Below are 13,176 nucleotides of genomic sequence, written 5' to 3' on the forward strand. Positions count from 1 at the left end.
GGTGGGGAGACGGCGGCTCAGACCGGCAGTACTTTGGCGACGACCGCGAGGAGTTGATCGTGTTGAAAGGGCTTCACGAGCCAGCCGGTGGCACCGGCGGTGCGGCCGCGCGCCTTGATCGTCGGATCGGACTCGGTGGTGAGCAGCAGAATCGGGGTCTTCTGGAATTTCGGCAGCAGTCGCGCCTGGCGCGTGAACTCGATGCCATCCATGCGCGGCATGTTCACGTCGGTGATGATCAGGTCGACGTGACGCGTCTGCAGCACGCCGAGGGCGGTGACGCCGTCGTCGGCCTCAATCACGTCGTGGCCGGCGCCGTTCAGGGCGAGCGCGACGACCTTTCGCATGGTGGACGCATCGTCCACGGTCAGGATGGTCTTTTTCATCGCCGATCCTCCGCGGAGTGGGCGGTTGAAACGTCAGCCGCCAGCGTTGCGGCGACCAGGCGGGCACGATGCGCGGATCGCGATTGCACGGATCGCGGACAGAATGAACAGCCGGCAGGAACTCCCAAGCCGAGGCCTCGTCGGGACCAAGAACATTTCATTGGTTCCAAATCGTCCGGGCGGCGCCTCTCGTTCACTCACATCTATCTCACATTTCGCCTCGATCGAGCGGCTGAGGCGGCGCGTTAGCGCCCGTGGGCCGAGGACTTGGGCGGGTGGCAAACGACGTTGGTTTGCATCGGACCGAGAGCCGGCACGGTGCGACCGTGGGCGGTCGCGGTCCCAGCGGGAGGTCCCGGCGCACGGCGCCGGCGGGACTCATCCCTGCGTCGTCATCACATAGCCGATACCCGGAAGATTCCTCAGCCAGCTTTCGCTCTCGGCGGTGTCGCCGAGTTTGCGGCGCAATCGCCACAGGTGGGTGTCGAGCGCGTGGGAGTTGCCGGAGCGACCTTCCCACACGTGCTTGAGAATGGCTTCCCGCGACACGGGTTTGCCGAGATTGTCGCGCAGCAGCGAGAGCAGCGCGTAGTCGGTGCGGGTCAGGCGCAGCGGTTCGCCGCGCCTCGCCGCGGTCTTCTTTTCCAGGTCGATGACCACCTCGCCGAAACGCAACGTCGCCGGGACGGTGGTCCGGTTTGAAGCGCGCCGCAGCAGCGCTCTGACGCGTGCCACGAGTTCGACGGCACTGCAGGGTTTGCCGATGTAGTCGTCCGCGCCGATCGCGAGGCCGCGCACGCGTGACTCCACGTCGTTTACGCGCGTGATCATCAACACGGGTTGCGTGCAGCCGCGCCGGCGCAGCTCCGCGAGCGTCTGCCAGCCGTCGAGCCGGGGCATTTCCACGTCGAGCACGAACAGCGCGGGCGATTCAGTCTTCAACCGCTCGAGCGCGATCTCGCCGTTCTCGCATTCGACAATCGCGTAGCCTGCCTCGACCAAAGCCTGGCGAAACACCAGCCGGACGCTCGGGTCGTCATCGACAAGAAACAATCTGGTCTTTGGAGCGGTCATGCGGGCGGACGGCAGCATGCGAGTGAGACGCCGGCGCGCGACGAAATTTTCCGCGCCGCGGGCGTTCGTGCCGTTATGACGTTCCGCCTGCACGGGAGGGTCGACAACGTGCGCGCGGGCGTTTTTAATTCGGACGTCCAGGCTCAACGTGCGGTGCCATCGCGCTCCGGATTTCCCCTCCCGGTCGCAGTCGCGCCTTGCGTTCACCTCTGCACGCATGCGGCAACCACTCAAAGTCTTGATCGTCGAGGATAGCGCCAACGACGCGGTTCTGATGCTGGATGAGTTGCGGCGGGCGGGGTTTGAACCGACCTCGCTGCGAGTGGAGACCGAGGTGGACTTCGTGCGGCAGCTCGATGGCGGCTTCGATCTGGTCCTGTCCGATCACCAGCTGCCGCAGTTCGACGGGCTGCGCGCGCTCGAGCTGTTTCACGCGCGCGGCCTCGAGATTCCCTTCATCATCGTCTCGGGCACGATCAGCGAGGAGGTCGCATTGCAGGCCTTCCAACTCGGCATGGCGGACTACCTGATCAAGGACCGGCTGTCGCGGCTGGGCGTGGCGGTGCGGCGCGCGCTCGAGCAACAGCGGTTGCGCGCCGAGCGAAAGCGCACCGAGGATTCACTGGTGGCGGAGCGATCGTTGCTGCGGACGCTGATCGATCTGCTGCCTGACGCGGTGTACGTGAAGGACGCGCTCGGCCGCTATCTCGCGGCCAACAACGCGTGCGCCGTCCGGCTCGGCCAGTCCGCGTACGCGGTGTTGATGGGCAAGACGGACGCCGACTTTCTGACGCCCGAACTCGCGACGCGCATCGGTCGCGCCGAGGAGGGCGTGCTGCGGGGCGAGGCGCTCGTCAATCACGAGGAGACGTTTCCCGGTCCCGGCGGCGCGCAGCACAGCGTCCTCTCGACCAAGGTGCCGCTGCGCGATGCGGGCGGACGCATCATCGGTCTCGTGGGCATCGGCCGTGACATCACGGAAAGCAAGCAGCTGCGGGATCAACTCCTGCGGGCGCAACGCATGGAGGCCATCAGCACGCTCGCGGGCGGCGTCGCCCATGATCTCTACAATATTCTCACGCCGGTCGTGATGGGCGCGGAACTGCTGATCGACAAGGTCACGAACGAGCGCGACCGCGAGCTCGTGCAAACGATTCAGAGCTCGGGTGCCCGCGGTCGCAGCGTCGTCCGCCAGTTGCTCACGTTCAGCCGGGGCACGGACAACCGTCGCGGCAACGTGCAGGTGCGTTACCTGCTCAAGGAAATGGTCAGCATCATGCGCGAGACGTTTCCCCGTGAGATCGCGATTGAGGATTTCGCCGTGCGGGAACTGCCGCCCGTGGTCGGCGATCCGACGCAGCTCCAGCAGGTCTTCATGAATCTCTGCGTGCACGCGCGCGACGCGATGCGCGGCGGCGGCAAGTTGCTCCTCACGGCCTCGACGCAGGAACTGGGCGCTGCTGACGTGGAATGGCATGCCGGTGTGCGGCCCGGCCGCCATGTTGTCGTGAGCGTGACGGACACCGGCGAGGGCTACACGCCGGAGGACGTGGCCCGCCTCTTCGAACCCAGTTTGCCGGCGTCGGCTGACGCCCCCGGCAACAACCTCGGCCTGTGGACGGTGCAGACCATCGTACGGAGTCACCACGGCTTTCTCACCGTGGCGAGCAAGCGCGGCCGCGGCACCAGCATCCATGTCCACCTCCCCGCGGTGCCCGACGCCGCCGAGGTGGACGGATTTGTTGAAACCGGGGCGCTGCCGCGGGGCAGCGGCGAATTGATCCTGGTGGTCGACGACGAACCACCCGTCCGCACCGCCACGTGCCTGATTCTCGAGCGCAGCGGTTATCGTTTCCTCGCCACCGCCGACGGCTTGGAGGCACTCGACACGTATCGGAAACATCGTGACGACGTCCGCCTCGTGCTCGCCGATGTGATGATGCCAGTCATGGGCGGCGCGAGTCTGATTCGCGCCCTCCGCGCCGTGGAGCCCGCGTTGCCCATTCTCGCCATGAGCGGCCTTACGGAACCGGCCGTGCACAACGACCTGCTCGCCGCCGGCGTGAACGGCATCCTCACGAAGCCCTGCGGCGCACGCGCGGTGCTGGACGCGATCCAGGTGCAGCTGGCCCGCTAGGTTGATGGCGGCGGGGTGTCTTCACCCCGCGGAGAGGCAGGATCGATTCGATCGCGGGGTGACGGCCCCGCCGACAGCGGCGACCGGTCAGCTGAAACGGCACTCGCGCGGCGCACCGGCGACTGAACCACCGTTAACTCCGGCGAGAAAACCGCCGGCGAGTCCGGTGAGGAAGCCGGCGAGATGCGCCCCGACGTCGACGCGCTGCCCGCCCGCGCCGTGAAGCGCAAGCACCGTCAGGCCCGCGGCCAGCGGCACAAACATTGCCCGCCACCGCTGCGGATGCCGGGATCGCCACGCGACGCGAATGGCGCGGCCGGTGAGCAAACCGACGCCGGCAAAGATGGCGGTCGACGCGCCGAGCGAGCGATAGGGTTCCGGGTACTGCGCGCCGGCGACCGCCAGATTTGCCGCGACCGCGGTGAGCAGGAGCAACGTCCAGCCGCGCGCGCGGCCGAGCGTGGAGAGGACCGCGGGGAAAATGAGGATGCCGCTCAAGACGTTGGCGAGCACGTGCGCGGCATCGGCGTGCAGGAAAAGCGCAGTTACCGCCCGCCAGAATTCTCCGCCGGAATAAACCGCGCTCGCGTCGAGCACGCCGCGGTCCGCAACGGCGGGATGCGTCAGGCTCCAGCGAAATACTCCGAGCACGACCACGGCCCAGAGCAGCGGCGTAATCAGATCCACGGCCCGGGGCGTCCAGGGATCGGCGATCGGCGGCGGCGGCCAGCGCCGGCTCTCCTGATCGTAGGCGGCGAGATGGCGGCGCGCGACGGCGGCGGCGCGGCGTTCGATCAGCAGCCGGTGACCGGTCGGCGATTCCTCCAGCCAGTAAGGATGTCCGGTGGCGAGAACGACCAGCCCGTGCGCCGCGCCCTGCTCGGCGGTCGCGTACACGCCGGCCTCGACGCGATCGTCGTCGACGGGGTCGGGGACGGCGGATGTGACGTCGAGCGCGGGCATCGGCGGAAACCATAGGCGTCTGGGGAAATTCCGCCAGCGCGCAACGGCGTCCGCGTCCTTGCGCGTGAAGGTTGCGCCGGATCGCGGGATTTGCCACACCACGCTTCCGCCGTGCCGTCCTCACCCCTTTACCTCCTGCTGGTCGCGCTCGCCGGCATCGCTCTGCTTGTCGGGTTGGTGACCGGGCGAAAACTGAACGCATTCCTCGCGCTGCTCATCGCGGCGGTGGCCGTCGGACTCGGCGCGGGCATGGCCCCGCTCGCGGCGTTGAAGGCGTTTCAGGACGGCGTGGGTGCGACGCTGGGCGGCATCGCCGCGGTGATTGCGCTCGGCGCGATGGTCGGACGCCTGCTGGCGGAGTCCGGCGGCGCGCAGGTGCTCGCGGAGCGCTTCAGCCGGTTCTTCGGACCGTCGCGTGCCGTCTGGTGCGTCATTGCCCTGGCGCTCGTGGTCGGATTGCTCACGTGGTTCACCGTGGGGTTGCTGCTGCTGCTGCCGGTCGTGGTGTCGCTTACGCGCGAGACACGGCGGCCGTTTCTCCTGCTCGCGCTGCCGCTGGTCGCGTTTCTCTCGGTGATGCACGGGCTCACGCCGCCGCATCCCGGACCCGTGGTGGCGATCGACGCGCTCGGCGCGAACCCCGGGCTGGTGCTCGTGCTCGCGTTTGTCGCGGGGATTCCGGCCGCGGCGATCGGCGGTCCGCTCTTCGCGCGCTGGGTCGTGCCGCGGTTGAACGTGCCGCCGCCGGCGGCGCAGGCGGCGGTGACGACGGCGGCCGCGCGTCCTGGATTTTTGGGTACAACGATGGTGGTGGGATTGCCGGTGACGCTGATGTTGCTGGCGACCGTCGGTGAGCTGGCGTTTACCGCCGGTCATCCGGTGCGAAACGCGCTCGCCTTTGCGGGACATCCGGTGACGGCGCTCGCGGTGGCGGTGATCGTGGCGCTGGCCTATTTCGGCCGCGTGTGCCGCTTCACCCGGCCGCAGCTCCTCGGCTTCACGGAGCAGAGCATCGCGGGCATCGGCATGACGCTGCTCGTGGTGGGCGGCGGCGGCGGATTTGCGCGCGTGTTGCGCGAGGCCGGCGCGGCGTCGGCGCTCGGGACGCTCGCGGGCAACCTGCACCTGCCGCCGTTGATTTACGGTTGGCTCGTGGCGGCGTTCATCCGCGTGGCCACCGGATCGGCCACGGTCGCGATCACGACGGCGGCGGGTTTGCTCGCGCCGGTGCTCGCGGCGCATCCGGAGATCAATCGCGAGTTGCTCGTGATCGCGCTCGGTTTCGGATCCCTGTTTCTCTCGCACCTCAACGACGGCGGTTTCTGGATCGTGAAGGATTGCCTCGGCCTCACGGTCGGGCAGACGCTGCGCACGTGGACGATCATCGAAACCATCATCGGCGTCGCGGGCCTCGGTCTCACGCTGCTGCTCGGGCTGTTCCTGTGAGCGGCAGCCCGACGGTACCCGGCGGAAGAGCTCCCGCGCATCACGCGAACGGACGCGAATTTCAGCAGTGATACCAATCGTTCCTTGCCGCTGGACTTTCGCTGTGGGTACGAGCGCCAGCGAGTCGCCGTTCGGCCACTCGCTGGCGCTCGTAGCCACGATCGATCCAGAAGTCCAAAGGCAAGGAGCGATTGGTATGACACCGAATCCCTCCGCTCCGCAGAACGCTCGGCGTAAGATGAGGGCGGGTGGCTTTTGGTTCTGGTTCGCGTGCCTGACCGCGAGTGTCGGTGCGGCGGCGGACGCGGCATCGCCGGGAGGCGATGCGCTCGCGGCCCGCCTGCGGCGGGGCCAGGAGTTGTACGCGGCGAATTGCGCGGCGTGTCATCAGCTCAACGGCGAGGGTGTCGCCGGAGTTTTCCCGCCGCTCGCGGCGTCGGACTTTCTCGCCGACGGCCCGGAACGCGGCATTCGCGCGGTGTGCGAGGGACTCGCGGGCGAGATCGTCGTCAACGGTCGCACGTATGCCGGCGTGATGCCGCCCGTCGTCATTGATGATGCGGATGTGGCCGACGTATTCACGTACGTGATGCACAGCTGGGGCAACCCGGGCGGCGTCGTCGAGGCCGAGCGGGTGCGCCGGATCCGATCGCGCACCGCGGTGCGCACGTTCGAGCGGCTGCAGGCGTCGAGCGTGTTTCCCCCGCTGCCGCCGCCGCCGCCGGGCTTCACGCTGCGCGAGGTGGCGCGATTGCCGCAGCGCGGCGTGCGGATCGCGAGCGATGGCACCGGCCGCACGCTCTTTGTGCTGACCGAGAAGGGCGATGTGTGGGCGTTGGAACCGGCGACAGGCGCGTTGCGGCAGGTGTTGAGCGCGCGGAAATATCTGGAGCAACGCCCCGGCGATCTCGGGCCGCCGCTGTTCGTGCTCGGACTGGCGCTCGATGGCCAGGGCCGGTTGTACATCGCGTCAAACCAGCAGAACGAAGCCGCGCTGCCGGTGCAGAATATCGTGACGATCTACCGCACGACGACGCAGGTCGACGGACTGCCCGCGGAGCCGAAACCGTGGTTTCAGATCAGTTACCCCGGCAACTCGGCCTATGTCCACGGCGTCGAGCATCTCGCGTTCGGGCCGGACGGCCTGCTCTACGTCGGCAACGGCGCGCGCACCGATGGCGGTCAGCCGACCACGGGACCGCGCTGGCACGACGGCGCGGAAACGCCGTTGACCGCGAGCATCTGGCGGCTCGATCCGCGCGTGGAGCGACCACAGGTGGAGATCATCGCGCGCGGCGTGCGCAACGCCTACGGATTCTGCTGGAACGAGCGCGGCGAGATGATCGCGACGGAGAACGGCCCCGACGCCGACGCGCCCGAGGAACTCAATCTCATCGAGCCGGGTCGGCACTATGGTTTTCCGTACGCGTTCGCGGACTGGACGAAGAAGGCGTATCCGCATACCCCGGACGCGCCGCCGGGCCTGCAGTTCACGCGGCCGATTCCGAATGTCGGCCCGGACGGCGGTTTCGCGGGTGAACCGCTGTTCACGTTCGATCCGCATTCCTGTCCCGGCGGCATTGTGTATCTCGGCGACGACTTTCCCCCGGGTTATCGCGGGACCTATGTGCTGGCGCGGTTTGGCAATCTCATCGGCACCGGGCGCGACCGTGGTTTCGACGTGTTGCAGGCAACGCTCACGCGCGATCCGCAGGGGCAATACCAGGCGGCGGTGAAGACGCTGCTGGCGCCGCTCGGCCGGCCCATCGACGTGCACCTCGGCGGCCGGGGGAAACTTTATATCTGCGAGTTCTCGCGGGCGACGTCCCGGGCGATGTCGTACGCGTTGCCCGGACGCATTCTCGAGCTGGCGGTGGCTCAGCACGCCGCTGGGGAACGGTCGGGCACAAAGTAGCGGGCGCTGCCAGCGCCCTTGCCGAGTAGCGGGCGCTTCCAGCGCCCTTGCCGGAAAGCGGGAGCAGGATGCTCCCACCACCTTGGCCCCGGAGTTCACGTGGCTGAAGTTCGCTTCTCCCGCCTCATTCGTTGTCGTGCGAAGCCGGACTGAACCCGGCCTGGATGGGGGCGGACGGCCGGTAAAAACGCTTGCCGCCCTGCGTGGGCGGGCGCATTGAAACGCAGTAAGCTGGTGGCTGGGATGCGGTCGCACGGGCGTGACGCTTTCAAACCTCCGGGCGGTTGGGTCGCCGGGAGCGAAGCGTTCGGAGGCTGCATCACGGTGCCGGGAGAACCCACACTCACCATGGTCATGCTTCGTGCCTGCCTCGCGGCCGCCGGTCTTTTCACGGCGTCGGTTTTTCGTCTCACCGCCGCGACTCCCACCGTGCCCGAGTACAAGCTCGGTGACGTGGCGACGGCCGATGTGATCACGCCGGTGGCGTTGCAGGTGGTCAACCCCGAGGCCACGGAGGCGTTGAAGAAGAAGGTCGCGCAACAGGTGTACCTCGTCGTGCGTCACAATGTGCAGACGGCGAGCGAGGCCGAGAAGGCGTTGCGGGACAGCCTCGCCGCCGCGCGGCAGACGTTCATGACGAATCTCAAGCGGGAGGACTTCGATGCGCCGGGATTTGCACGCGTGATTCGCGAGGTGTCGCGGACGGCGCCGAAGGATTTGCCGTTCGACAAGCTGGCACCGGCCTGGGCGCGGGGACAGAACGATGATGCGTTTGTCGAGAGCCTGATTCAGCCGCTGCGGCAGGTGATGGCGCAGCCGATCGTCAACAACAAGACGGAGACCCCGCTGCCCGCGAACCAGCCGTTGCGGATGATGGCGGTGAAAAGCGATGATCAGCCGCTGGCGGTGCGGGACATCGAAGCGTCCGGCCAGACCGTGGCGTCCAGCAAAGTGCTCAGCCTGTGGCGGGCGCGCCGGCTGGTGGAAACGCATTTTCCGGCGGGACAGGAGGGACTCGGGCGTTTCTCTGCGTCCTTCGTACGCACCAATGCGACGCCCGATCCGGCGGTGACCGACATCTGGCGCGCGCAACGACTGGAGGGCGTGACCGTCAACGACTCGTTCGACGCTGCGCAGGTGATTGTGCGCAAAGGGCAGACGATCGACCGCAAGGCGCTGAGTGCGCTCGCGGCCATGCGGGAGAAAAGCCTGATCGGCACGCTGCAGGTGAAGCTCGAGCAGGAGCAATCCGTCGCGGGTGAAATCAAGAGCCAGACGACGTGGATTGCGGCGGTGCTCGGCGGGGTGGGCCTCGTGCTGGGCCTCATTCTCTGGCGGCTGAGGGTGCGGCCGTCGACGTCGCTCGCGCCCGTGCTCGTGAATCCGGCGATGCCGGGAGCCGGGGCGGGGACGGTGCCGCCGGGTGCCGCGGACGATGCCTGGCGGAGCCGGGCGCTGGAGGCGGAAGGGAAGGCGGAGCGCGCGCAGCAGGCGATTCGGTCGGGCGTGCTGGGCTGGATGCGCGAGAAGATTTTCCGCACCCTCACGCACCAGCGCGCGGAATTGCTTTCGGCGCAGCAGAAGGCGGAGGCCGAAATGTGGGAGCTCGAGCAGCGGCTCGAGCAGCTGCACACGCCGTTGCAGGAGCGAATCGTCGCCTACGAGAAACGAATCGAGGAACTCGAGAAGGAGCTCTCGCAGAAGGGTGAAGAGAATCGCGAGCTGATCGGCGCGCGCATCACGGTCGCGCGGCAGCAGCTGATGGTGGAGAAGGAGCGCGGGCGTTTCGGGACAAATTGAAGCGGCTCACCCGGGAGCGCAGGCCTTCGGCCGGCAGACTCGAAACGAGTCGCTCACCAAAACGCTGAAGCTGAATACAGGCGGGCCGCCTGCGCTCCCGGATGAAACGATCCGCGGTTACTTGCCGGCTTCCTGCACCTGCATCGCCTGCTCGTAGCACTCCAGCGCGTCGTCATAACGGCCGAGCCGGTTGCACACGCCGCCCTTGTAGAGATACGCGAGCGTCAGCTTCGCGTCGATTTCGATGGCGCGGTCATAGCACCGGATCGCCTCCTCGTTGCGCATGAGACGCTCGAGCGCGGCGCCCTTTTTCAGCAGCGCCTCCGGGTGATCCGGCTCGAGCGCGAGAATCTCGTCGTAGGCCGCCACCGCCTCCCGCGCCTTGTTGGTCGTGGTGAACGTACGCGCTTTGCCGAGCAGCGTGGCGATGCGCGTGGCGAGCTCGGAGGCAACGCCGCTACGCGTCACCACATCGGGCGTCGGGTCGGGCCGCGGGCTGCTGCCCGCACTGGCGTTGACCGCGCTGCCGTTGTCGTGCCGCGTCGCGCTCACGTCGGACGTGACGGTGATGGTCGGCGTCGGCAGCGGCGGGACCGCCTCGGTGCGCGAGGCTGGGGACGCTGGCAATGGCGCGCTCGCGGTCTGCTCGAGTTCGATGATTCGCCGCTCCATCCGCTCGATCACCGACATGAGGCGTTGGTTCGAAAGCGTGACCGTGTGATCGGAGGGCCCGCCTCCTTCCAAGGCCGGCAGGGCCGGCGGGTGGCCGCCCGTCAATTGCAGCCGGCCGGCCGTGGCTTCGGCCATGCGATTGATCGCGCGCCATTGAAAGAGCGGCATGAGCAGCATCGCGAGGAGGCCGAGACAGCCAAATGTGCCTGCGACCCACAGCACCGTGCGGATCGAGCGCTGTGCTTCGAGCTGCTGACGCTCGCGCTCGGCATTCAAGCGCTGCGTTTCGATTTGGTGACGGTCGCGTTCCGCGGCCATGGCGGCCTTGATGGAATCGAGTTTTTCCGCGAGGGCGGCCGCTTGCACGCGCGCCGCCGTCTCCGCTTCCACGCGATTGTTCACCACGGCGAGTTGCGTCGCGTGCAGCTGATCGCGCACCTGCAAATACGAGCGCAACAACTCGGCCTGGTTCAACTCCTCTGGACTCGCGGGTCTGGCCAACGGAACTTCAGGCGCAGTCTGGGCGGACAACGACGCCGCAGTGACCATCAGCAGAGGAAGGACGACGCCGACCGCGCCGAACCGGGAAAGCAGCGCAACAAGTTTCATGTGGCCTTGAGCCCGGAGGCTGAAAGTCGGGTCGCGGTTGTCAAGGGGCCGGGGGCAATTGCAATTCGTATTCGTGGCGAACGGGACGACGCGTCCGCCGTGTGGCGTTGCGGAGTGGAACCGGGCGTTATTTCGCGCCGGGTCCGACGTCGCTGGCGGCGAGCAGGCGCGCAATCACGCCCTCGGTTCCGGGCTCATCGGCCCCGATGGATTTCTTCTCGGGCCGCGGCTGGCCGTCGAGGTCGAAGGCCACGACGGGAAACGAACCCTTGGCCGCGCCGATCGCCGGGCTGCCGGGTTGCGGACGCCGGATGCCGTCGGCACCGGGCGCGAGCTGCGGATCGTCGCTGGTGAAACCGTCGGTCGGAAAATCACCGGCGCCGCCCGCAGTGGATACCAGGTTGCCGCTCCAGACCGCGCCCGTGTTGGGACCTTCGATCTTCGCGGCGATGCCGCGGCCGGTGAGCAGATTGTTCGCGAAGGTCGTGCTCGTCGCGCCCAGTCCTTCGGGCGCGCGGCGGCTCAGCTGGTAGTGCGTGCGATTGTCGACGAACGTGTTGAAGGCGATCACGCAGTTGTCCGGACGATCGTGGCCGGAGGGGGTGGAGCCGGCCTCGACGTTCTCGCTGCCGTTCCCGAGGTTGATGCCAATGTAATTTCCCTCGAAGTAATTGCTGAACACCTGGTGCCGGTCGCCGAAGAGACGCAGACCTTCCGTATTTTTGAAAATGTTGCCGTACACGACGCACTCGTTGCCGTGACGCAGCGTGAGCTGGGACGTCGGGCTGTCGATGAAGGTGTTGTAGCGGTAGATGTTCCCGCTGGATCGGTTCGAGATCAGATCGTTCTCGCCGCGGCAGCGCGCGAAAAGATTGTGCTCGATCAGGCCCGCGCCGACGGAGTGCGTGAGCGCGGTGAGGCCGAAGCGGATCATCTCCGCGGGCGTCCCGATCACTGTGGCGAAGTCGTGAAAGTAATTGTGATGGATCCACAGTCGCCGCGCCACCTGGCTGCCCGTGCCGCCGACGGCAATCATGCTGCCGATCGTCTTTTTGTCGCCGAAGTCATTGTGATCGATCTGCGCATCGTCGCCGATCACCGTCAGGTACGGGCCGTCGCCCTTGCACTGAAACGTCGTGCGGGTGATGCGCACATGGCTCGTCCCGGCGGCGATGGTGTTTTTCCCGGCGGCGTGGGTGAGCTTGAAACCGGAGATCACGATGTGGGCCGCCGGCTCGACGATGTTGAAACCGTGCGTGCCGCCAATCTCGACCTCGCCGTCCGCCTCCGCGGCAATCGTGATCGGCTGGCTTGCGGTGCCCCGCGCCGCGATCGTGAGCGAGCCCGTCGTGGTGTACGTGCCGCGTTTCAACGTGATCGTGTCACCGGCCACCGCGTCCTTGAGGCGCGCCTTGAAGGCCGCGAGCGAATCCACGAGGTGCGTCGCGGCCTGGGCCAGCGGGGAAACCAGGATCGCAACAATCGCCAGACACCGGCAGGGGAAGCGAAGTGGGGTGTGCACGGCCGCAGCCAAACGGGTCGGCGTGATGGCGGCAAGCGGACTGCACGGAAAACCGGCCGTGGAGGGTGCGCGGGATTGATCGCGCACTGCGATGAACAATGGCGCGCCGTCAGCTGCCGGACTGCAGATAGTCCGCGTCGCCGACCGGCTCGAACCACGTCGCGGCGCTGCCGAGGGCGTCGGCCTGCTGCACCGCGAGGTGCGTCATCGCCGTCTCGGGCGCGGCACCGTGCCAGTGACGCTCGCCGGGCTCGAACCAGACGGTGTCGCCGGGGTGAACGGTGATTGCCCGCTCACCGGCCCGCTGCACGCGGCCGAGACCGGACAGGATGTGCAGCATCTGCCCGTGCGGATGCGTGTGCCACGCGGTGCGGGCGCCAGGTTCGAATGCGACGCGCACAATTTTCGTCGGGGAGATTTCTCCGCCCGTGGTGATCTCGTCGATCCAGACGGTGCCGGTGAAGTAGTCGGCCGGGCCGCGTTTCGTGAGCTGCGATTCTGCCCGTCGAAGTTTCATGACTGCACCGTACGCGGGAACGGCGGGGCGTCAGGCTTCAAATCGCAGTCGCCACTGCGCTCGCGGCCGGTGCCTTCGTCTTGAGCGGGCGGCAATACGATCGAGCGAAGGTAGGGCGGCTTGTCCTCGAGCCGC

Annotated in this window: 10 protein-coding genes; 4 read left to right on the forward strand and 6 right to left on the reverse strand. The window is 67.5% G+C overall.

The window, feature by feature from the left end; genetic code table 11:
* Nucleotides 1-17: 17 nt before the first annotated feature.
* Both ACLJEU_RS08885 and ACLJEU_RS08890 read right to left on the reverse strand, forming a co-directional pair.
* Nucleotides 18-386: a response regulator gene (locus tag ACLJEU_RS08885; protein ID WP_414662252.1), complete on the reverse strand. Its 369-nt coding sequence runs from the start codon at nucleotides 384-386 to the stop codon at nucleotides 18-20.
* Between the two features lie 378 nt (nucleotides 387-764).
* Nucleotides 765-1,478 carry a response regulator transcription factor gene (locus tag ACLJEU_RS08890; protein ID WP_414662253.1) on the reverse strand — a complete coding sequence of 238 codons (714 nt, stop codon included), beginning with the start codon at nucleotides 1,476-1,478 and terminating at the stop codon, nucleotides 765-767.
* Between the two features lie 199 nt (nucleotides 1,479-1,677).
* Between ACLJEU_RS08890 and ACLJEU_RS08895 the strand changes: the two genes are divergently transcribed.
* Nucleotides 1,678-3,597, forward strand: a complete 1,920-nt coding sequence (locus tag ACLJEU_RS08895) for a hybrid sensor histidine kinase/response regulator (protein ID WP_414662254.1) — start codon at nucleotides 1,678-1,680, stop codon at nucleotides 3,595-3,597.
* A gap of 87 nt (nucleotides 3,598-3,684) precedes the next feature.
* On the opposite strand, the gene ACLJEU_RS08900 is transcribed toward ACLJEU_RS08895, so the two are convergent.
* Nucleotides 3,685-4,560 carry a rhomboid family intramembrane serine protease gene (locus tag ACLJEU_RS08900; RefSeq protein WP_414662255.1) on the reverse strand — a complete coding sequence of 292 codons (876 nt, stop codon included), beginning with the start codon at nucleotides 4,558-4,560 and terminating at the stop codon, nucleotides 3,685-3,687.
* A gap of 111 nt (nucleotides 4,561-4,671) precedes the next feature.
* Here ACLJEU_RS08900 and ACLJEU_RS08905 point away from each other — a divergent pair, with 111 nt between their 5' ends.
* From ACLJEU_RS08905 to ACLJEU_RS08915, 3 genes are all read left to right on the forward strand, one after another.
* Nucleotides 4,672-6,006, forward strand: coding sequence for a GntT/GntP/DsdX family permease (locus ACLJEU_RS08905; protein WP_414662256.1), 1,335 nt, complete (start codon nucleotides 4,672-4,674; stop codon nucleotides 6,004-6,006).
* Nucleotides 6,007-6,202: 196 nt separating this feature from the next.
* Entirely contained in the window at nucleotides 6,203-7,921 is a 1,719-nt protein-coding gene (locus ACLJEU_RS08910) for a PQQ-dependent sugar dehydrogenase (RefSeq protein WP_414662257.1), read from the forward strand.
* Between the two features lie 348 nt (nucleotides 7,922-8,269).
* Complete coding sequence (locus ACLJEU_RS08915) at nucleotides 8,270-9,721, forward strand: hypothetical protein (protein WP_414662258.1); 1,452 nt, start codon at nucleotides 8,270-8,272, stop codon at nucleotides 9,719-9,721.
* Between the two features lie 117 nt (nucleotides 9,722-9,838).
* Here ACLJEU_RS08915 and ACLJEU_RS08920 read toward each other — a convergent pair whose 3' ends face one another.
* From ACLJEU_RS08920 to ACLJEU_RS08930, 3 genes are all read right to left on the reverse strand, one after another.
* Complete coding sequence (locus tag ACLJEU_RS08920) at nucleotides 9,839-11,002, reverse strand: tetratricopeptide repeat protein (protein ID WP_414662259.1); 1,164 nt, start codon at nucleotides 11,000-11,002, stop codon at nucleotides 9,839-9,841.
* A gap of 127 nt (nucleotides 11,003-11,129) precedes the next feature.
* Nucleotides 11,130-12,524 carry a polysaccharide lyase 6 family protein gene (locus ACLJEU_RS08925; RefSeq protein WP_414662260.1) on the reverse strand — a complete coding sequence of 465 codons (1,395 nt, stop codon included), beginning with the start codon at nucleotides 12,522-12,524 and terminating at the stop codon, nucleotides 11,130-11,132.
* A 109-nt stretch (nucleotides 12,525-12,633) separates the two neighbouring features.
* The gene (locus ACLJEU_RS08930) at nucleotides 12,634-13,041 is read right to left on the reverse strand and encodes a (R)-mandelonitrile lyase (protein ID WP_414662261.1); all 408 of its coding nucleotides are present in this window, start codon (nucleotides 13,039-13,041) and stop codon (nucleotides 12,634-12,636) included.
* Nucleotides 13,042-13,176 lie beyond the last annotated feature (135 nt).

Source organism: Terrisphaera buseokensis (assembly GCF_047521145.2).
Lineage (GTDB): Bacteria > Verrucomicrobiota > Verrucomicrobiia > Opitutales > Opitutaceae > ER46.